The organism is Streptomyces sp. NPDC001532, from assembly GCF_040298625.1.
Taxonomy (GTDB): domain Bacteria; phylum Actinomycetota; class Actinomycetes; order Streptomycetales; family Streptomycetaceae; genus Streptomyces.
Window position 1 is genome coordinate 68,542 of the sequence record NZ_JBEPAL010000029.1, and the last position, 19,023, is coordinate 87,564.

General features: G+C 72.0%; 16 protein-coding genes. 8 read left to right on the forward strand and 8 right to left on the reverse strand.

The genetic code is table 11. The features are described from left to right. The first annotated feature begins 134 nt into the window (after positions 1-134). Entirely contained in the window at positions 135-1,034 is a 900-nt protein-coding gene (locus ABT232_RS24995; RefSeq protein WP_351843570.1) for a LysR family transcriptional regulator, read from the forward strand. Between the two features lie 39 nt (positions 1,035-1,073). On the opposite strand, the gene ABT232_RS25000 is transcribed toward ABT232_RS24995, so the two are convergent. Further along, positions 1,074-1,589: a hypothetical protein gene (locus ABT232_RS25000; protein ID WP_351843572.1), complete on the reverse strand. Its 516-nt coding sequence runs from the start codon at positions 1,587-1,589 to the stop codon at positions 1,074-1,076. 43 nt (positions 1,590-1,632) lie between these two features. Further along, positions 1,633-2,832: an FAD-dependent oxidoreductase gene (locus ABT232_RS25005; RefSeq protein ID WP_351843574.1), complete on the reverse strand. Its 1,200-nt coding sequence runs from the start codon at positions 2,830-2,832 to the stop codon at positions 1,633-1,635. A 166-nt stretch (positions 2,833-2,998) separates the two neighbouring features. On the opposite strand from ABT232_RS25005, the gene ABT232_RS25010 reads away from it, so the two are divergent. Continuing rightward, a complete protein-coding gene (locus tag ABT232_RS25010) occupies positions 2,999-3,670 on the forward strand; it encodes a TetR/AcrR family transcriptional regulator (protein WP_351843576.1) in 672 nt (223 codons plus the stop codon). On the opposite strand, the gene ABT232_RS25015 is transcribed toward ABT232_RS25010, so the two are convergent. From ABT232_RS25015 to ABT232_RS25025, 3 genes are all read right to left on the reverse strand, one after another. Then, entirely contained in the window at positions 3,654-3,884 is a 231-nt protein-coding gene (locus ABT232_RS25015) for a hypothetical protein (RefSeq protein ID WP_351843579.1), read from the reverse strand. The two genes, ABT232_RS25010 and ABT232_RS25015, sit on opposite strands and share 17 nt — an antisense overlap. Positions 3,885-4,406: 522 nt before the next feature. Then, positions 4,407-4,721: a UBP-type zinc finger domain-containing protein gene (locus ABT232_RS25020; RefSeq protein WP_351843582.1), complete on the reverse strand. Its 315-nt coding sequence runs from the start codon at positions 4,719-4,721 to the stop codon at positions 4,407-4,409. 134 nt (positions 4,722-4,855) lie between these two features. Further along, on the reverse strand, positions 4,856-5,947 hold the full coding sequence (locus tag ABT232_RS25025) for a GlxA family transcriptional regulator (RefSeq protein WP_351843584.1): 1,092 nt from the start codon (positions 5,945-5,947) through the stop codon (positions 4,856-4,858). Between the two features lie 127 nt (positions 5,948-6,074). Here ABT232_RS25025 and ABT232_RS25030 point away from each other — a divergent pair, with 127 nt between their 5' ends. Next, the gene (locus ABT232_RS25030) at positions 6,075-6,998 is read left to right on the forward strand and encodes an NADP-dependent oxidoreductase (RefSeq protein ID WP_351843586.1); all 924 of its coding nucleotides are present in this window, start codon (positions 6,075-6,077) and stop codon (positions 6,996-6,998) included. A 96-nt stretch (positions 6,999-7,094) separates the two neighbouring features. Here the strand turns inward: ABT232_RS25030 and ABT232_RS25035 are convergent, their stop codons facing one another. Next, a complete protein-coding gene (locus ABT232_RS25035; protein WP_351843589.1) occupies positions 7,095-7,592 on the reverse strand; it encodes a hypothetical protein in 498 nt (165 codons plus the stop codon). Next, positions 7,592-7,723: a hypothetical protein gene (locus tag ABT232_RS25040; protein WP_351843591.1), complete on the reverse strand. Its 132-nt coding sequence runs from the start codon at positions 7,721-7,723 to the stop codon at positions 7,592-7,594. Before ABT232_RS25040 ends, ABT232_RS25035 begins: the two co-directional genes overlap by 1 nt. Before the next feature lie 123 nt (positions 7,724-7,846). Between ABT232_RS25040 and ABT232_RS25045 the strand changes: the two genes are divergently transcribed. Then, on the forward strand, positions 7,847-8,254 hold the full coding sequence (locus ABT232_RS25045; RefSeq protein ID WP_351843593.1) for a YciI family protein: 408 nt from the start codon (positions 7,847-7,849) through the stop codon (positions 8,252-8,254). An 8-nt stretch (positions 8,255-8,262) separates the two neighbouring features. Continuing rightward, positions 8,263-9,447 (forward strand): RNA polymerase sigma factor, encoded by a 1,185-nt coding sequence (locus ABT232_RS25050; RefSeq protein WP_351843660.1) that lies wholly within the window; start codon positions 8,263-8,265, stop codon positions 9,445-9,447. A 188-nt stretch (positions 9,448-9,635) separates the two neighbouring features. Here ABT232_RS25050 and ABT232_RS25055 read toward each other — a convergent pair whose 3' ends face one another. Continuing rightward, positions 9,636-11,159: a PQQ-dependent sugar dehydrogenase gene (locus tag ABT232_RS25055; RefSeq protein WP_351843595.1), complete on the reverse strand. Its 1,524-nt coding sequence runs from the start codon at positions 11,157-11,159 to the stop codon at positions 9,636-9,638. A gap of 780 nt (positions 11,160-11,939) precedes the next feature. Here ABT232_RS25055 and ABT232_RS25060 point away from each other — a divergent pair. From ABT232_RS25060 to ABT232_RS25070, 3 genes are all read left to right on the forward strand, one after another. Continuing rightward, the gene (locus ABT232_RS25060; RefSeq protein WP_351843598.1) at positions 11,940-14,126 is read left to right on the forward strand and encodes a cellulose binding domain-containing protein; all 2,187 of its coding nucleotides are present in this window, start codon (positions 11,940-11,942) and stop codon (positions 14,124-14,126) included. 126 nt (positions 14,127-14,252) lie between these two features. Further along, positions 14,253-15,674, forward strand: a complete 1,422-nt coding sequence (locus tag ABT232_RS25065; RefSeq protein WP_351843600.1) for a serine/threonine-protein kinase — start codon at positions 14,253-14,255, stop codon at positions 15,672-15,674. Between the two features lie 233 nt (positions 15,675-15,907). Continuing rightward, positions 15,908-18,733, forward strand: coding sequence for an AfsR/SARP family transcriptional regulator (locus ABT232_RS25070; protein ID WP_351843602.1), 2,826 nt, complete (start codon positions 15,908-15,910; stop codon positions 18,731-18,733). Positions 18,734-19,023 lie beyond the last annotated feature (290 nt).

Here is a 19,023-nt window from a genome sequence, read left to right on the forward strand (position 1 = left end):
TTCGCACCCCGCCGCCTGAACGACGTTAGGACCAGGCCAGGCATTCCACCAGCGACTGCATCGCATGGGATCTATGCGCACACGGAATGAGTCGTGGGAGGATGGCGCGAGGGGGCACGGGGTGGGGGAGGACCATGTTCGAGATCGACACGCTGCGACTGCTCGTGGCCGTCGCGGAGACCGGCTCGTTCACCAAAGCGGCGGCCCGGCTCAACTACACGCAGTCCGCGGTGTCCCGGCGGATCGCCGCGCTGGAACAGCAGGCGGGCGGACCGCTGCTCGACAGGCTCCCGCGAGGCGTACGGCTCAACCCCGCCGGTCGTACGCTGCATCGGCACGCCGTGGACGTGCTCGACCGGCTGTCGCGGGCGGAGCGGGAACTGACCGTGCTGCACGCGGGACAGGGCGGGCTGCTGCACCTGGGCGCGTTCGCCACCGCCAACATCTCGCTGGTCCCCACCGCCCTGCGGGCGCTCCAGCGGGCCCGGCCGGACGTCGAGATCGTCGCCGTCGAGGGCTGGACCGACACGCTGATGGAGCGCCTCGCGGACGGGGCGCTGGACCTGGCCGTCGTCAGCGACTATCCGTCCGGGCTGCCGTCGGCGGACGGTGTCACGACGACGGTGCTGTGCGAGGACGAGCTGTTCGTGGCCCTCCCGCGCGAGCACCGACTGGCCGGAGCGGCGGCGGTCGACCTGCGGGAACTGCGGGACGAGGCATGGCTGCACAGCGCGTACGGCGACCGCCCCACGATGCTCGCCGACGCCTGCGCGCGGGCGGGCTTCACCCCCAGGAAGATCATCCGGATCGCGGAATGGACCGCGAAGTTCGGCTACGCGGCCGCCGGCCTGGGCGTGGCACTGGTGCCCTCCCTCGCCGCCCGGGCAGTCCCCGACGAACTCGTCCTGCGCCGCCTCACCGACCCGGCCCTGCGCCGCACCGTCCACGTGGCACTGCCGGCGGCCCCGCTGCCGGCGGCCTTGGAACTACGGGATCTGCTGCGGGAGGCCGTCGGCTCGTCGACGGGGGAGTGAGGGCGTCGGTGCGGACGTACGCGACGCGGCCGCCGTGAACTACGGGCCCGTCGTACTGCCGAGCGCGCGCAGGACCAGGCTTGTCTGCACCGCGATGGCCTGCCTGCACCGCCGGTTCCGCTCCTCGTCCTCGATGGTGGCTCGTCCGGACGCCTGGGAGAGCAGGAGTGCCTCGTAGCAGGAGGACAGACACTCCAGCGCGTCGTCGGCGGACAGGGACGCGGCAGGTGCTCCGCCTTCGAAGAGCCGGACCAGCGCGATCATGAAGGGACCGACCGCAGGGCGGACGGCGACCTCCGGCAACACGTCGTAGCGACTGAGGAAGTCCCGCGCGAACTCCGCGTCGTCCCGCCGGCCCGCCGGATCCCGCACCCGTGCGTGGAGCGCGGACCGGATCAGCTCGCGGTGCGCCGCCGGAAAGAAGTCGTCGTACTGCGGCTCGAACAACGGGATCGTCGATGCCGGCGCATCCAGCACGAGGTCGGCCAGTGCGCCGCCGCCCAAGGCCTCCAGGCGTGCCGCGTACGGCTCGACGTCCCGGTCCCACAATTCCAACGTGCTTCTCCGTCCTCGACCCGCCCCACAGCACCTGCCGGAATCATGAGCGGTGCGACGACGTGTCCCGCGCCCGGCCCTCGCTCGGCTCCTGGCTCCGCTCCTGGCTCTGCTCGGCCTCGGTGAACATGTCGATGAGGCTGTGCGGGGCCTCGTCGTTGAGGTAGAGCGGGAGGAGGTGCGCGGCGTCGACTGCGGCTTCGGCGCTGCGGGGGAAGAGCGCGGTCTCGTAGGCGGTGAGGGCGGCCTCGATGTCGTCGGGGTGGGCGGCGATGGCCTTGCCGAGTTCCGCGCCGTCGAGCATGGCGAGGTTGGCGCCTTCGCCGGAGGGTGTCATCAGATGGGCGGCGTCGCCGAGCAGGGTGACGCCCGGGACGCGGTCCCACCGGTGCTCCATCGGCAGGGTGTGGAGGATCCGGACGGCCGGCGCGGTTTCACCGGCGGTGAGGAGTGCCGTGAGCTGCGGCGCCCAGCCGTCGAACTCCTCGGCGACGCGGGCCACGGCCGTACCGGCGTCGGTGAAGTCGATGCCGTCGATCCACTCGCGGGGCTTGTTGAGCTGGACGTAGGTGTGCAGCACGCCGTCCGGTTCCCGGTGGGTGCAGATGCCCTTGCCTGGTGCGAGCGCGAACATGGAGCCTCCGCCGACCGCCTGCGCACTGGCGGGGTGGCGCTCGTCGCTGTCGTAGAGGTACGTCTCGATGAACACCGTGCCGACGTACTCGGGCTTCGCCTGGGACAGCAGGGGGCGGACGCGTGACCACGCGCCGTCCGCGCCGACCAGGAGGCCGGTGGTGATCGTGGAGCCGTCGGCGAAGGTGAGCTCGTGCCGGCCGTCGCCCAGGGAGCGGGCCGCGGTGACCTTTCGGCCCCACTCGACGGTGCCGGCGGGCAGTGAGTCGAGCAGGAGCTGCCGCAGCCGGCCGCGGAGCACCTCGGGCCGGCGGCCGCTGCCGTCGTCGGGGCGGTCGAAGAGCACGGTTCCGTGCTTGTCGAGCACGCGGACCGCTTCGCCGCCCTCGTGGATGAGGTCGGTGAACTGGTCGAACAGGCCGGCGTCCTTGAGCGCGAGCTGGCCGTTGTGGTCGTGGATGTCGAGCATGCCGCCTTGGGTACGGGCGGTCGGCGATGCCTCCGCTTCGTAGACCGTCGCCGGTATGCCGTTGACGTGCAGGACGCGGGCGAGCGTCAGCCCGCCGAGCCCCGCGCCGACGATCGCGAGGGGAGTGGTGGTGGTCGTCATGGTGGGTTCCTTCCTGATTCCGTCCGGACCCTGCAGGCGGCCGCCGGGCGGATGGGCGACCGCGGGGCCCGACCTCTGGAACGCCGTTCCAGAGATTCCACACTGGAACACCGTTCCATCTGCTGTCAAGCTGGAACGGCGTTCCAGGCCGTCTACGATGGAGGGCATGGCAACCAGGGCACGTCGACCGGAACGACGGCAGGAACCGCTCTCGCGGGAGCGCATCGTCAGTGCCGCCGTCGAACTCCTCGACACGGTGGGTGAGAGCGGTCTCACGTTTCGTGTACTGGCCGAGCGGCTGGCGACCGGTCCCGGGGCGATCTACTGGCATGTCACGGGCAAGGCCGAACTGCTGGTCGCCGCCGCCGAGGCCGTCGTCGCCCCCGCCATCGCCGGCGACGACGGCGACACGACACCGCAGGAAGCGATCCGCAGGCTCGCGGTCGGCGTGTTCGACACGATCGACGCCCACCCGTGGGTCGGCACCCAGCTCACCCGCACGTCATGGCAGCCGCCGATGCTCCAGGTCTTCGAACGCATCGGACGCCAGGTCCAGGCGCTGCGGGTGCCCGAAGCCGCCCGGTTCACCGCGGCGTCCGCGCTGTTCAACTACATCCTGGGAGTGGCGGGTCAGAACGCCGCCAACTCCCTGGCGGTCGCACCGGACACGGACCGGGTCGAATTCCTGGATGCTGTGGCGACCGCGTGGGAAGGACTCGATCCCGACCGCTACGAGTTCGCCCGAAGCGTCGCCGGACAGATGCGCCGACACGACGACCGAGCGGAGTTCCTCGCCGGAATCGACCTCATCCTCAAGGGAATCACCGCCGACGAGTAACCGACGGGCCGGTACCGCCGGGCCTTGCGAAGCGCACGTGATCGGCGAGAACCGAGTCGATCACCCGGAGGTGAGTGGCGACTCGTTCGTCCCGGGGATCGGAGCCCTCGGTCACGGTCACCGCGGACTTCCACAGGGCCCAGCCGTCGACGACGGCCGACAGCGTGCCGCCGTCGACGAGCAGGTTGTTGCCGCTGATGTCGCCGTGGACCACACCGGCTTCCCGTGCCGCTCCGCGGCCGGCGCCGCCTCCCACACATCGACGGCCGGCGCGGTGTCGATACGGCCGCTCAGCGCGGCGACGCAGCGGCGCGCCTCCGCGTCGTGGTGGGCGGGTGACGCGCCGCGGTAGAAGCTATGCGCTCCCGCGAGGGGCCCACCGGTGGTGTCGCAGCACTGCGAGGCCCGGATGAACTCGGCGACGCGGGTGGCGCAGGGCCGAGTCGGCGATGCGTTCGGGGGAGCGGTCCGGCCGGGCGGCCAGCGGTGCACGGACCAAGGGTGGCGATACCCCTCGCCCGGGGCGCCTTCGCCAGGACGGTCGGAACGGCCGTCGGCAGGGAGGGGGCCAGGCGGGGCAGCCAGTCGCATTCCTTGCGGACCGCGGCGGCGCAGGCGGCGGCGGTGGGCGGACGGGCCGTCATTCCGTCGCCGAGCCGGAACGGAACAACGGCGTACGGACCGACGGCGTCAGCACTGTGCACGCCGCCGGTTCGCGCTGCCAGTCCGCCCGCCGTCAGTCCGTACGCGGCCGCAGGTACACCTCGTCGACGTAACACCAGGCCCAGTCCTCGCCGGGCTCCACCGAACGCATCACGGGGTGCCCGGTGGACGCGTGGTGAGCGGTGGCGTGACCGCCGCGCGAACTGTCGCAGCAGCCCACGTGACCGCAGGTCAGGCACTGCCGCAGATGGACCCAGCGCAGACCGCGCGCCGCGCAGCGCTCACACACGTCACCGCGCGTCACGGGCGCCGGATCGGGCGTCTCGGTGTGCGCGCAGTCACGGCCCTCCGGCCGACCGCCGTCGAATCGGACGACCCATCCGGCCATGGCCCACCACCCTCGTTCTGGACGTCGCCTACCTGATCGCTCCGACCCGATGAGCCTGATCGCTTCGGCTCGATCGTTTCGGCCCGATCGCTCTGACCCGATCGCTCTGGCTCGATCGCTTCAGCCCGATCGCTCTACCTGGCGTTCGCCGGAAAGCGGCTCGCCGGATGCGGTGCGGCGACCGTGTCGAGCGCGCCGCCGGGCTCGTGGGTGCTGAAGGTGCGGCGGTAGGCGGCCGGTGAGATGCCGAAGGCCGTCCGCATGTGCGCGCGCAGCGAGTTCGCGGAGCCGAAGCCGGCCCGGTGGGCGACCAGGTCGATCGGCAGATCGGTCGTCTCCAGCAGCTGCTTGGCCAGTTCCAGGCGCTGGGCGGTGAGCCATTCCACGGGCGTCATGCCGACCTCGTCGCGGAAGCGGCGCGTGAAGGAGCGCAGACTCATCCGGGCGTGCTCGGCGAGCCGGGCGAGGGGCAGCGGCTCGCCCAGGTGCTCCAGGGCCCAGGCGCGGGTGGCGGTGGTGGTGGCGACGGTGGGCTCGGGGACGGGGCGGTCGATGTACTGGGCCTGTCCGCCGTCCCGCCAGGGCGGTACGACGCACATCCGGGCGGCACGGTTGGCGGCGGCCGCGCCGTGGTCCCGGCGGATCATGTGCAGGCACAGGTCGACGCCGGCGGCCACGCCGGCCGAGGTGAGCACATCGCCGTCGTCCACGAAGAGGACTTCCTCGTCGACCTTGACCGTCGGATAGGCGCTGCGGAACTCCGGGGCCAGATTCCAGTGGGTGGTGGCGGGCCGGCCGTCGAGCAGCCCCGCCGCGGCGAGCACGTACGAGCCGGAGCAGATGGACACCAGCCGGGTGCCGGGCCGGATGGCGGCGACGGCCGCGGTGACCTCCGGGGGCAGCGGGCCGCCGCGACCCAGCTCGGGCATGGCGTGCGTGGGCGGGATGATCACGGTGTCCGCGGCGGCCAGGGCCTCGGGGCCGGCCGCGGGCTGGAGCGTGAAGCCGGCGTCGCTGAGCACGGGGGCGCCGTCGGAGGTGCAGACGGTGACCTCGTAGAGCGGGCGTCCCTCGGCGTCCGCGACGCTGCCGAAGACGCGGGACGGGATGCCCAGCTCGAAGGGCGGGACCCCGGGCAGCGCCAGTACCGCGATCTTGTGGCGTCGAGGCGCGTCATGCGTCGCCCGGTGCCGCTCGTCCTGGAATGGCTGCCGCAACTCGCTCATGGCCAGATCCTGGCACATGGTGACCGAACGGCCAACACCATGACCGGTCGAGGTGCCGGATCGTGGACTGCGTCGCGCCGGGAGTCCCCGGCCGCGAGCCGATCGAGACGGAAACGAGGCAGACGGAATGCGTGCGGTGGTCGTGGAGCGGTGGGGCGGACCCGAGACCCTGGTCGAGCGTGAGGTCGAGCGGCCGGAGCCGGGACTGAACGAGGTCCTGGTGCGGGTGCACGCGGCCGGAGTGAACCCGGTCGACTGGAAGACCCGGGCGAGCGGGGCGCTCATCGAGTGGGGCGCCCTGCCGGCCGTCGGCTGGGACGTGTCCGGCACGGTCGAGGCCGTCGGACCCGGCGTCGGGGTCTTCCGCGCCGGTGACGAGGTCTTCGGGATGCCGCTGTTCCCGCGCCAGGCGGGCGGCTACGCCGAGTACGTGGTGGCGCCGGCCCGGCACCTCGCGCCGAAGCCGGCGAACCTGACGCACACGGAGGCGGCGGCGCTGCCGCTGGCCGCGCTGACCGCCTGGCAGGCGCTGGTGGACACGGCGGACGTGCGCCCCGGAGAGCGGGTGCTGGTGCACGCGGCGGCCGGCGGAGTCGGCCACTTCGCCGTGCAGATCGCCAAGGCCCGCGGCGCCTACGTCATCGGCACCGCCAGCGCCGCCAAGCACGACCTGGTGCGGGACCTCGGCGCCGACGAGGTGGTCGACTACCGCGCCGTCCGCTTCGAGGACACCGTCTCCGACATCGACGTCGTACTGGACGGGCTCGGCGGCGACACGGCCGAGCGTTCCCTGAAGGTCCTGCGCCCGGGCGGCCGACTGATCACTCTGCCCGGCCCCGGCGACGTCCCCGCCGCGCCGGCGGAGGTACGGGCGGTGTGGGTCCTCGTCGAGCCGGACCACCTCGGCCTGCGCGAGATCGCCGCCCTGGTGGAGCGGGGCGAGCTGAAGCCGGTGGTCGAGACGGTCCTGCCGCTCGCCGAGGCGGCGAAGGCGCACGAGATCGGCGAGCGGGGCCGTACCACCGGAAAGATCGTGCTCACCGTCGTCTGATCCGCCGGGCACGCGCCGACGGGTGCGTCCGGGCCGATATCGGCGGGAGTGTCCGGGCCGATGGCGGCGGGTGCGTCCGGGCCGATGGCGCGGGGGTCAGGGCGTGGCCGTGGCCGTGGCCGTGGCGAGCGCTCTGACCTGGTGGAACCAGGCCTTCGAGACCTTCTCGGGAACGTCCGGTCTCAGCCCCGTCTCCTTGGTGAAGGCGAGCGCCGCGGTGTGGGAGCCGCCGCCGCAGCCGTCGCTCTGAGGGCGGAGCTTCAGCTCGACGGAGTCGTCGATGAAGGCGGTGGCGGCGCCGTTGCGGGTCACGCTGAAGCGGACCGGGGCGGCGTCCGGGTCGACGTCGTCCGGCAGACGGATCTCCGCCTTCGTGACCGACTCCTGCCGTACCTCGCCCTCGACGCACTCGCCGCGCGTGCACAGCTTCCAGGAAGCACCCGGGAGCCGGTCGTAGCCGTCCTGGACGAAGTACACACTGACGCCCGACACCGTGCCGACTCCGGCACAAGGCCTCGCGTCGGCACACGCGGACAAGCTCGCGAGGAGAGCGGCGGCACCGCCGAGCACCCGCGCGTACCTGATCACCGTCATCACCGCTCCACCCCTCCGACGTCACCGAAGCGCTTGCGGCTGCCGTGGGCGGAGACGTCGGCGCAGCATATCGGCATGATCCAGGAGCCGGGGAGGGCGGGTACGCGGCCGGCGAGCACCGCGCGGAGCACGTGTTCACCGCCGTACGGCACTCCGAAAAGAATCTTGGCCGGCGATGTCGAGAATCCGGGACCGGCTCCGTCCTCGGTATGAACGCGACCAGAATGGGTCGCAGAGCAGCGAGGAGAACCACCATGGCCAAGTACCTGCTTCTCAAGCACTACCGGGGCGCGCCCGCCGCGATCAACGACGTGCCCATGGACAAGTGGACGCCGCAGGAGATCTCGGCGCACATTCAGTACATGGCGGACTTCGCGGACCGGCTCCGGGAGACCGGCGAGTTCATCGGCGAGCAGGCGCTCGCCCCCGAAGGGTCGTGGGTCCGCTACGACGGCGAGGGCCGCCCGCCCGTCACCGACGGCCCGTTCGCCGAGACCAAGGACCTCATCGCCGGGTGGATGGTGATCGACGTCGACAGCCACGAGCGCGCCGTCGAACTGGCCGGGGAACTGTCGGCCGCTCCCGGGGCGGGCGGGAAGCCGATCCACGAGTGGCTGGAGCTGCGCCCGTTCCTGACCGCGCCGCCCACCATCACGGAGTGAGTTCATCGATGGACGAGGCGCGGCTGAGGAGCCTCATCCCGAGCGTGATCGGAATCCTCGTCCGCCGCGGAGCCGACTTCGCGGCGGCCGAGGACGCCGTCCAGGACGCGCTGGTCGAGGCGATCCGCGTCCGGCCGTCCGGCCCATCCCCGGCCTCTCGGCCCGGCACGGGCACGGGAGACCCCATCCGGGACGCGAAGGGCTGGCTGGTCACCGTGTCATGGCGCCGCTACCTCGACGCCAACCGCGCGGACGCCGCCCGCCGCCGGCGCGAGGAACTCGTCGAGGAGGAGCCGGCGCCCGGGCCCGCGCCCGCGGTGGACGACACGCTCCGGCTCTACTTCCTGTGCGCCCATCCGTCGCTGACACCGTCGTCCGCGGTCGCGCTCACCCTGCGCGCCGTCGGCGGGCTCACCACCCGCCAGATCGCCCAGGCCTACCTGGTGCCCGAGGCGACCATGGCGCAGCGGATCAGCCGCGCCAAGCGCACCGTCTCCGGCGTCCGGTTCGACCAGCCCGGAGACGTCGCCACCGTGCTGCGCGTCCTCTACCTGGTCTTCAACGAGGGCTACTCCGGCGACGTCGACCTCGCCGCCGAGGCCGTCCGGCTCACCCGGCAGCTCGCCGCCGCGATCGACCACCCCGAAGTGGCCGGGCTGCTCGCCCTCATGCTGCTGCACCTCGCCCGGCGGCCCGCCCGAACCGCTCCCGACGGCAGCCTGGTACCGCTCGCCGAGCAGGACCGCGGCCGATGGGACACCGAGTCGATCGCGGAGGGCATCGGCATCCTCCAGGCAGCCCTCGCCCGTGACCGGCTCGGCGAGTTCCAGGCCCAGGCCGCCATCGCCGCCCTGCACGCCGACGCGCCCTCCGCCGCGGAGACCGACTGGGTGCAGATCGTCGAGTGGTACGACGAACTCGTACGCCTCACCGACAGCCCGGTCGTCCGGCTCAACCGCGCAGTCGCCGTCGGCGAGGCCGACGGACCGCGCGCGGGCCTGGCGGCGCTCGCGGCCCTGGACGACTCCCTGCCCCGCCACGCCGCGGTAGCGGCCCACCTCCACGAACGCGACGGCGACCTCACGACAGCGGCCCAGCTGTACGCCGAGGCAGCCCACAAGGCCCCCAACCTCGCGGAACGCGACCACCTGACAAGACAGGCCGCCCGCCTGAACGCCCGCCTTGCGCGCTGAACGCCCGCCTTGCGCGCTGAACGCCCGCCTTGCGCGCTGAACGCCCGCCTTGCGCGCTGAACGCCCGCCTCGCGCGTTGAGGGGACGCTCGCGCGCTGAGGGACGCAGCAGCGCGCGAGGCCGGAGGGTCCGGCGTCCGGGACCACCCATCCCCTTGACCGGACCGGACCGGACCGTCCTGGCCTACGTCAGCGGCCGATCGCGCAGGCATCGCCGTTCAGTGTGAACCGTGGAGGCGGCGAGGCGTCGCCGGTGTGGTTGGCCAGGTACCCGAGCGTGACACTCGCGTCGGGTGCGATGGCGGCGTTGTGCGGGGCGTTGGTGGCCGTGATGGTGTTGCTTAGCTGGGTGAGGTCCGTGTTCCAGTCGGAGACGACGGTCTGGCCGAGGGCCAGCGGGAATTCGAGGGTCCAGCCGCTCACCGCGGTGCCGCCGGTGTTGGTGACGGTGAGGTCGACCGTCGTACCGGTGCCCCAGGACCGCACGGTCCGGTCGACGCGGCAGGTCGGCTCCTCCTGCGCGAACGACACCCGGTGCAGCCCGCCGGGCAGGTCGTTCACCACGTAGAACTCGCCTTCCGCGGTCGTGCCGATCGACGTCACCTGGGTCGGCATCTCCCCGATCTCGGCCTGCTCGTAGCCACCCCTGCCGTCGGGGCGGAGCGCCCACACCGTGGACGAGCAGTAGTCGGTGGCGATGTAGGTGCCGCCCAGCAGATCGGCGTACTTCGCGCCCCGGTAGACGTGACCGCCGATGACCGAACAGCCGCCGGTGTAGGGGGAGTAGGTGAAGACCGGCTCGGTGTACTCCTCGCCGGGCGGGCAGGTGCCGCCCTCGAACTTCTCCAGGCCTTCGTAGCAGGACCAGCCCAGGTTCGCACCGCCCCGACCGGGCGCGAGGTGGTCGATCTCCTCCCAGCGGCCCTGGCCGACGTCACCGATCCACATCGAGCCGTCGGCGCTGTCGAAGGAGAACCGCCACGGGTTGCGCAGTCCGTACAGCCAGATCTCCGGGCGGGCGCCCGCGGTACCGACGAACGGGTTGTCCGCCGGGACGCAGTACGCGAGCGTGCCGCAGGTGCGGCTGACGTCGATGCGGAGGATCTTGCCCAGCAGGGTGTCCAGCCGCTGCCCGGCACGCAGCGGGTCCGCTGAGCCGCCGCCGTCGCCGATGCTCCAGTACAGCCTGCCGTCCGGGCCGAAGGCGAGCTGACCACCGTTGTGGTTGCTGAACTCGGCGTGCGGCTGGGACAGCAGCGGTTCCAGCCGGGACTCGTCGAGCCGGTACCGGGCGAGGGTGACCGCTCCGTCGGGCAGTGCGGTGTACGCCAGGTAGACGTCCTGGCTCTCGGCGAAGTCGGGCGGCACGGCGATGCCGAGCAGGCCGCGCTCGTTGCCCGATTCGTCGATGGCCGAGGTGATGTCGATGATCGGGGTGCGGGCGAGACCGGTGTCCGGGTGGTAGACGCGGACGGTGCCGGGCTTCTCGGTGATGAACAGGCGGCCGGTGCCGTCGTCGGGGGCGACGACCGCGGTGGGCCGGCGCAGCCCGAACGCCACCTGCGTGGTGGTGGCGCTGAGCGAGGGCAGCGGCACCGTGGACGTCGGGTCCGCCGCCCGCGTGAGGGGCCGCGCGGTGGCGGCGGGCAGCGGGGCGAGCAGGGTCAGCAGGAAGACGAGCACAAGGGGACAGGTCCAGTGGCGTCGTAACATGTCGGCTCCAGGAGCGAGGACGCTTGCACGGCGGTTGCGCTTCCTTGGATCACAGCGCGATCGGACCGCGACTCCGCCGGCCTCACCGGGCAGGAGCGGCCGCGGGCGGAGAAACGCGGTGCGGAGACCCGCCGAGCCGTAACGGCCGGGCCGGGCAACCGAGTCGAACGGATCATGTCGTACCGGCCGAGTGGAAGCGGCCGGTCCGGGCCGACGAGTCCCGCCCTGCGATGCGCTGCCCGCGACGGTAGCGGCATTCCCCTCCGCCACACCAGGCCCGGGCCGTAACTGGCGAATGAGTTGACAGGGCGTCATACCGTCCTCATCATGGGAGCGCTCCCAAAGGGTTCGGCCGCAGATCCGCACGTACGCACCACGTACGGCGTACACACGCGCTCGTTCGCGTCGCGTCGCATCGCGTCGGGTCGGGTCTGTTCTCGGTCGCGCCCGAGCACCGGCACCCCGCACACGCTCGCCGCATGCACGCACCGCCCCTGAGCGCACGCACCTCAGCTCGCACCGCATCCCGCACGGCCCTGAGCGCACGCACCGCATCGCACCGCATCCCGCACGGTTCTGAGCGCACCCGCAGCCCGCACGGCCCCGAACGGACTCGCCGCACCACACCGCACCACATCCGCACCCGCACCCGTACCCGCACCGCTTCCGTGCCGCCGGCGTCGAACGTCCCGCTGCCGCGCCGGCAGTGCGCCCGCCCGTCGGCAGGGTCCGGCACCCGCCGTCCGCCGTGGCGCCGGAAGCCCTCAGGGAGGACCCCGTATGCCACCCCTGCCCCTGCCAGCCCTGCCACCCCCGCCGCCCGTGCAGCGCCCGCCCGGCACCCGCCTTCGCCCGCCGGCGCGCGTCGCGGCCGTCCTGGCCACGGCGCTCGCCCTGCTGTCCCCGCTGGCCGCCACGGGTCCCGCGTCCGCCGCGCCGCGGGCGGCCCCCGCAGCGGACACCGTCGCGGACGCCGCCGTCCGGATCAACACGCAGGCGGGACTGGGCCGGCTCTCCGACGTCGCCCGCGGTGTCAACGCCGCCATCTGGGACTCGCACATGAACGATCCCGAGGTCGCCACACTGATGAAGGCGGCCGATGTCGGGGCGATGCGCTATCCCGGCGGCTCGTACGCGGACATCTACCACTGGGAGACGCACACGGCACCCGGCGGCTACGTCGCCCCGGGCACCGGCTTCGACGCGTTCATGGGCACCGTACGCGCCACCGGAGCGCAGCCGATCCTGATCGCCAACTACGGTTCGGGAACGCCCGCGGAGGCGGCCGGCTGGGTCCGCTACGCCAACGTCACCAAGAACTACGGCGCGAAGTACTGGGAGATAGGCAACGAGATCTACGGCAACGGCCACTACGGCAGCGGCTGGGAGCACGACGAGCACGAGGACAAGAGCCCGCGGGAGTACGCCCGCCAGGTCCGCGCCTACGCCTCCGCCATGAAGGCCGTCGACCCGACCATCAAGATCGGCGCGGTCCTCACCACTCCGGGCCACTGGCCGGACGGCGTCGTCGGCGCGGGCGACGCCGGCGACTGGAACCACACCGTGCTCTCCCAGGTCACCGACGTCATCGACTTCGTGAGCGTCCACTGGTACGCGGGCGGCTCCGACACCACCGCGCAGGGTGCCATGACCCGTCTGGCCAGACTGCCCGGCGAGCTGCGGGAGGTGCGGAACCAGATCGACCGGTACGCGGGTGCCGACTCGCCGCGTATCGGCATCGCCCTCACCGAGATCAACACCAACACGGGCGGCGCCCGGCTGACCGCACGCCCCAACGGCCTGTTCGCCGCCGACGCGTTCATGACGGCGCTGGAGAACGGCGTGTTCAACGTCGACTGGTGGAACACCCACAACGGCGCGGGCCAGATCACCGTCGTCGACGGCGAGACCGACTACGGCGACATGGGAATGCTCTCCAGCGGCGCCTGCACCGGCGACGTCTGCGAACCGGCGCCGAACACGCCGTTCCATCCCTACTACGGCATGAAGATGACCAGCGAACTGGGCACCGCGGGCGACACCATGGTCGCCGCCGCGTCCTCCGCGCAGGACGTTTCCGCACATGCCGTGCACCGTCGCGACGGGCGTCTGAGCGTCCTGCTCATCAACAAGAACCCGGACGCCGCACGCACCGTGGACCTCGAGTACGCGGGCTTCACCCCGTCCGCGGGCACACCCGAGGTCAGCCGCTACGCGCCCGGCGACAGCGACATCACCGAGGTCACCGGGGCCACCGGGACCACCGGAGGGGAGGCGTCCGCCTCACGGGTCACCGTGCCGCCGTACGCGATGCTCACCGTCACCCTCACCCCGCAGCCCGGCACCGGGCCCGGGGCCTCGGCCGCCCAGACCCCCGGCACCCCGAAGCTGGAGGCGGTCACCGACACCACCGCACGACTGTCCTGGGCAGGCGCACAGGGCGCCACCCGCTATCTGGTCCAGGAGCGCGACGGTGCCCACACCCGCCTGGTCGGCGAGACCACCGGCACGTCCGTGACCCTGCGCAACCTGCCTCCGGGCAGCACCCACACGGTGAACGTCCTGGCGGCCGACGCCTCGGGACGGCTCTCCGCCCCGTCCGCTCCGCTGACCTTCACCACCGGCACCCCGTCGGACGCCGTCTGCGCGGTGACGTACCACCGGGACACGAGCTGGGGCAACGGCTTCGTGGCCACGATCACCGTACGCAACCTCTCCGCCACCCCGATCAGCGGCTGGACCGTGGACTGGGACTGGCCGACCGACCGCCAGTCGGTGTCCTCCGGCTGGAACGCCACCTTCCACCAGACCGGCCGGCACGTACGCGTGACCGCTCCCGAGAACGCGGGCCCGCTGGCTCCGGACGGCGCGTCGACGGCCTCCTTCGGATTCGTCGGCACCAACGACGGCCCCAATCCGGACCCGACGGCCTTCCGCCTCAACGGCGCCGTCTGTTCGACCGGCTGACATACCCGTCCCGCCCGGGACATGAATCGCGATGCGGGGGTACTCCTACATCTCCGGGAACACGTGTGTGCGGCGCCTCCTCGCAGGCGTGTCTGTGGCAGCACATGGAGAGCAGTGGGAGATGACATGAGGCTCCGCCAGTCGGTTCTGACACCGTTCAGGTGTGTCGCGCAGGTGCTGGGCGGGCGGTATCGCCTCGACGAGGTCATCGGCTCGGGCGGAACCGGCGACGTCCACCGGGGCTTCGACCTGCGGCTGAAGCGACCGGTGGCCGTCAAAGTCTTCCGCGACGGCGCCGGTGCCGACGCGGAGGACGGCTTCCACAACGAGACGATGATCCTCGCCCGGTTGCGACACCCGGGCCTGGTCACCGTCTACGACGCCGGCCGCCACGAGGGCCGTCCCTATCTGGTGATGGAACTGATCGACGGCCCCACGCTGAAGGCGCGCATCGCCGCGGGCCCGCTGGCGCCGGGGGAGGCCGCCGCCCTCGGAGCCGGCCTGGCCCGCGCTCTGACCCACGCGCACGGGGAGGGCATCGTCCACCGCGACGTGAAACCCTCGAACATCATCCTGGACGCGTCCGGCCGCCCCCACCTCACCGACTTCGGCATATCCCGGGCACTGGACTCCACCACCCGCACCTCGACCGGGACCATCGTCGGCACCGCCGCCTACCTGTCTCCCGAGCAGGTGCTGGGAGGGCCCGTCGGCCCGTCCGCCGATGTCTACTCCCTCGGGCTGGTGCTCCTCGAATGCGTCACGAGCCGACTCGAGTACGAGGGTGCTCCTCTGGAGGCCGCCATCGCGCGGCTCCACCGCCAGCCCGAACTGCCCGACTCCCTGCCCGAGGAATACGCCTCCCTGCTGCGGGAGATGACCGCCCTGGACGCGCAGGTCCGGCCCTCCGCAGAGGACTGCGCTCGGACCCTTGACGCCCTGGCCGACACGATCAGCCCCCAGCCCCTCCCCTCCACGGCCGGGGCAACAGGCCTGGTACCCCGGCAGGCAAGTCAGCGGGCCGACCTCACGGATACGCACGCGTCGCCCGCCGCCGCCACTGCCGCGCCGCAGGCGGCACCCGCACGCGGACGCCACCTGGTCGCCGGTACGGCAGCGGCACTCGCGGCTGCCGTGGCCGCCACTCTCGCCGTAGCCGAATACCCCTCCCACGGAAACGGCGACGAGGCGACGCGGGCGGTGAGCAGCCCTTCCGCGGAGACCGGCACCTCGGGCAAGTCCGCTCCCAGCGGCGCTCGGCTTGCCGACCCCGGCCGCGACGAAGCCTCCGGCCCCGCCACCCCGAGCCGGCAGCCGGCCACCGACACAGGCACAGGCGCAGGGACAGGCACTCAAGCCACCACGCCCGCCCCGTCACACTCCACCGCACCCGGTACAGCGAGCAGTGAGGTCGAGGGAACGTCCGCCTCGGCCTTGGGCGGCGGCAACAAGCGCACGGACCCCTCCGACAAGGGATCCGACAAGGCCCCGAAGGCGAACACCGAGGAAGTTCGACTGGAGAAGGGCCGGAAGAAGAAGGCGGACTAGACAGGGTTTGCCGATCAGGCGTCGAGCCAGATGAATGCGTGGCCTGGTGATCGCGGCGCAGCAGTGACCGGGCTGCCTCCGGACAGCCCGGCTGTCCACTTGCAGCCCATGGCCTCGAAGGCACGAGGGCGGAAGCCTATACTCCCATCGTGCCAGCGATGGGGGAGTCGTCAACGGGCGCCACCCAGCTCCGGTTTGCGGTGCTGGGGCCACTTCGGGCTTGGCGTGGCGACGTGCAGCTGGACCTTGGTCCGGTTCGCGGGCAGGCTCTGCTCACGGCGCTGCTGCTGCGGCCGGGTACGACCGTCAGCCGCCAGCAACTGCTCGACGGAGTATGGGGTTCGGAGCCACCGAGCACCGGTCCCAAGGTGATTCCAGTCTATGTGCACCAGCTGCGCAGACGTCTGGACTCTGAGGGCGGAAGCCCTTCCGGCTCCGTGATCCTGACCGACCGGGGTGGCTACCGATTCGACCCGCGCAGCGTGTCCACGGATGTGGCTCGACTGAGCGAGATCGTCGCCGAGGCGCAGGCCGCGCGGGATTCCGGTGACCTTGCCGCCGCGGCGAGCGCGTGGTCGACTGCTTTGGAGTTGTTCCACGGCGAGCCCTTGGCTGCGATTCCCGGGCCATTCGCCGAGGGAGAGCGTCTACGGCTGTCGGAACACAGGCTCGCGTGCGTGCAGGAGAAGGTGGAGTGCCAGCTGCGGCTGGGCCGCCATGCCGAGGTCGTCGGAGAACTGTTCGCCCTGTCGGAGACACACCCGCACAACGAGTCCCTGGCCGCCCTGTTGATGCGCGCTCTGTATGCCGCCAACCGGCAGGCCGATGCCTTGTCCGTCTTCGCCCAGGTGCGCGGCCGGCTGGTGAAGGAGCAGGGAGCGGAACCAGGGAGTGAACTGCGGCGGGTGCACGAGGCGGTGCTGCGAGCTGATGAAGCGTTGCTCATCGGCGCGTCGCCACGGGCAGGCCGATCCAGCAACCCGCAGTCCGCAGCCGCTCGCCCCGGCGAGTCACGCCGACGCGTTCGCAATGAACTGCCGGTCGACGTGGGCGGTTTCACCGGTCGGGATCACGAGCTGGATGTGCTCATGGCGCCGGCCGACGAGCAAGCGGTGACAGTCCGGGCGGTGGACGGCATGGCCGGCGTCGGCAAGACCGCACTGGTGGTACGGGCCGCGCGTGCCCTGCGGGACCGCTATCCGGACGGCTGCCTGTTCGTGGACCTGCGTGGTCACCGCGAGGGGCGGGAAGCAGCGGTCCCGGAGCACGTGCTGCGCCGATTGTTGCGGGCAGTCGGTGAGATGGGTGAAGGTGACGACGGCTCACCGGAGAACCTGGACGGCCTGGCAGCGTCATGGCGATCGGCGACCGCCGTCCTGCGGCTGATCCTGGTGGTGGATGACGCATCCGCTGCGGAGCAAGTGCGCCTTCTGCTGCCCGCTGGTCCCGGCAGCCTCGTACTGGTGACCAGCCGCCAGCGACTGTCCGGGCTCGACGCGGACCGAAGGGTCTCGCTGGCGCCGCTGGACATCGACGAGGCGGTGGCCCTGCTGACCCGCGTCGTCGGTGGTCCGGGCTCCGAGCCGGAACGTGCGGCGCTGCGCGAGCTGGCCCGCCTCTGTGACCGCCTGCCGCTGGCGCTGCGTATCGTCGGGGCTCGGATGCAGAGCCGTCCGGCATGGGCGTTGGAGCGCATGGCGGCCCGGCTGGCGGACGACGAGCACCGGCTGGGTGAGCTCGCGGTCGAGGGCCGCAGCGTGGAGGTCGCTTTCCGAGTCTCCTACGATCAGCTTCCGGAGACGGAGCGTCGGGCGTTCCGCGTGTTGGGCCTCTCGCCGACCGTGGAGTTCGACCGGCTGACACTGGCCGCGATGCTCGACCTCTCGCAGTCCGACGCCGAGCGTGCCCTGGAGGGCCTGGTCGAGGCAAGTCTCGTCCAGCAGGCTGTCACGGGCCGCTACCGTCTGCACGACCTGGTCGCGGTCTACGCCCGACGCGTCGCCGCCGCGTACCCGGCGGACGTCGCGGTGGCCCGAACTGGAGTGTTCCGGCTCTACGTGGTCGCCGCCCGCCGCGCCAGCGACTGGGGTCCATCCGCCTTCCCGACCGGCCCGCGGGCGGACACCGCGCCCTTCGCCGACGGGGAGGAGGCGTCGGCCTGGCTGGACGCGGTGGGCGCCGAACTGGTCGAGGTGGTCGGCCTCGCGGCGGCCCTCGGCCACGTGGACGACGCCGGCCGGCTCGCCCACGGACTGTGCGACTACCTCACCCGGCAAGGCCGGTACCACGAGTGCCGAGCCGCCCTTGAGATCGTGCTGCCGCTCGCGGAGCAGGCCACCGACCAGCGGATGGTCTCCGGCCTGCGCACCTGCATGGGCATCGCGTACGGGCTGCAGGGCCACTATGAGCAGGCGCGGCGCTGGCTCAGTGACGCCCTTGAGATCAGTCGCCGAACCGGCGAGGTGAGCGAACAGGCCTGGGCCCTAGGTTCTCTCGGTATCTTCACCAACGCGGCAGGCGAACCGGCCGAGGCCGCCGCGCTCCTGGCCGAGTCCGCGGACCTTGCCCAGGGTGCGGCGGACGACTGGCTCACGATGATGTACGCGGCCAACGTCGGCGCCATCCACCATCAAGTGGGAGAGCATGACAAGGCGCAGGAGTGCTACGAGGCGTCGGTCAGCCTCGCCGAGAGGATCGGCAGACCAAGGATCCTGAGCAAGACGCTCTTCCGCCTGGGCACGCTCCAACTCGACCGTGGGCGGCACGCGGAGGCCGCCGACACGCTGAGCAGGGCTGCCGGACTCGCCGAGCGGGTGGGGGACATCCCGCTGTACGCCGCTGCCCTCGGCAGACGCGCCACCGTTGAGGAGTTCCTGGGCAACTCGGCGGTGGCGGCGGAATGCCACGCCCGGGCACGGGCGGCGGTCGGCGAACGGCCCGGCACCGGGCTGAAGGCCGAGATTCGCAACCGGTTGGGCTGGCCTCAGGCCGCGACGGAAGATGTCATCCAGGCGCGCGACCGCTTCGAGCGGGCCGTCGCCCGTTCTCATACCGAGTAGCGGAGCCGGCCCGGACCACCGGTGGCGCGTCTTCCGCCGCTGCGCGACGGAGGCCGGGCTCGGCCGATGTGCGACGTCATGCCGACGGCCGAGCACACTCGTGCAAGGCCTGCGTGCCGGGCTCGGAACGGCCACGAGCCGTTCCACAGACGATGAACGCGTCTCAGCTTCGAAGGGCTTCCGTCGGCTTCGGTGGCATGGGCGGAGCCCAGCGGGGCCGGCCCGGTGCTCATCTCCGCATCGCCTCGCACCACTGACTCCGACCGGTGAATCGGTATTTCATCCTCTTT

Coding starts and splice junctions, on each gene's coding strand:
- ABT232_RS25025 (WP_351843584.1), bottom strand. CDS start 5,947: ATGAGCGAGTTGCGGCAGCCATTCCAGGACGAGCGGCACCGGGCGACG.
- ABT232_RS24995 (WP_351843570.1), top strand. CDS start 135: ATGTTCGAGATCGACACGCTGCGACTGCTCGTGGCCGTCGCGGAGACC.
- ABT232_RS25010 (WP_351843576.1), top strand. CDS start 2,999: ATGGCAACCAGGGCACGTCGACCGGAACGACGGCAGGAACCGCTCTCG.
- ABT232_RS25065 (WP_351843600.1), top strand. CDS start 14,253: ATGAGGCTCCGCCAGTCGGTTCTGACACCGTTCAGGTGTGTCGCGCAG.
- ABT232_RS25020 (WP_351843582.1), bottom strand. CDS start 4,721: ATGGCCGGATGGGTCGTCCGATTCGACGGCGGTCGGCCGGAGGGCCGT.
- ABT232_RS25060 (WP_351843598.1), top strand. CDS start 11,940: ATGCCACCCCTGCCCCTGCCAGCCCTGCCACCCCCGCCGCCCGTGCAG.
- ABT232_RS25005 (WP_351843574.1), bottom strand. CDS start 2,832: ATGACGACCACCACCACTCCCCTCGCGATCGTCGGCGCGGGGCTCGGC.
- ABT232_RS25055 (WP_351843595.1), bottom strand. CDS start 11,159: ATGTTACGACGCCACTGGACCTGTCCCCTTGTGCTCGTCTTCCTGCTG.
- ABT232_RS25035 (WP_351843589.1), bottom strand. CDS start 7,592: ATGACGGTGATCAGGTACGCGCGGGTGCTCGGCGGTGCCGCCGCTCTC.
- ABT232_RS25045 (WP_351843593.1), top strand. CDS start 7,847: ATGGCCAAGTACCTGCTTCTCAAGCACTACCGGGGCGCGCCCGCCGCG.
- ABT232_RS25050 (WP_351843660.1), top strand. CDS start 8,263: ATGGACGAGGCGCGGCTGAGGAGCCTCATCCCGAGCGTGATCGGAATC.
- ABT232_RS25030 (WP_351843586.1), top strand. CDS start 6,075: ATGCGTGCGGTGGTCGTGGAGCGGTGGGGCGGACCCGAGACCCTGGTC.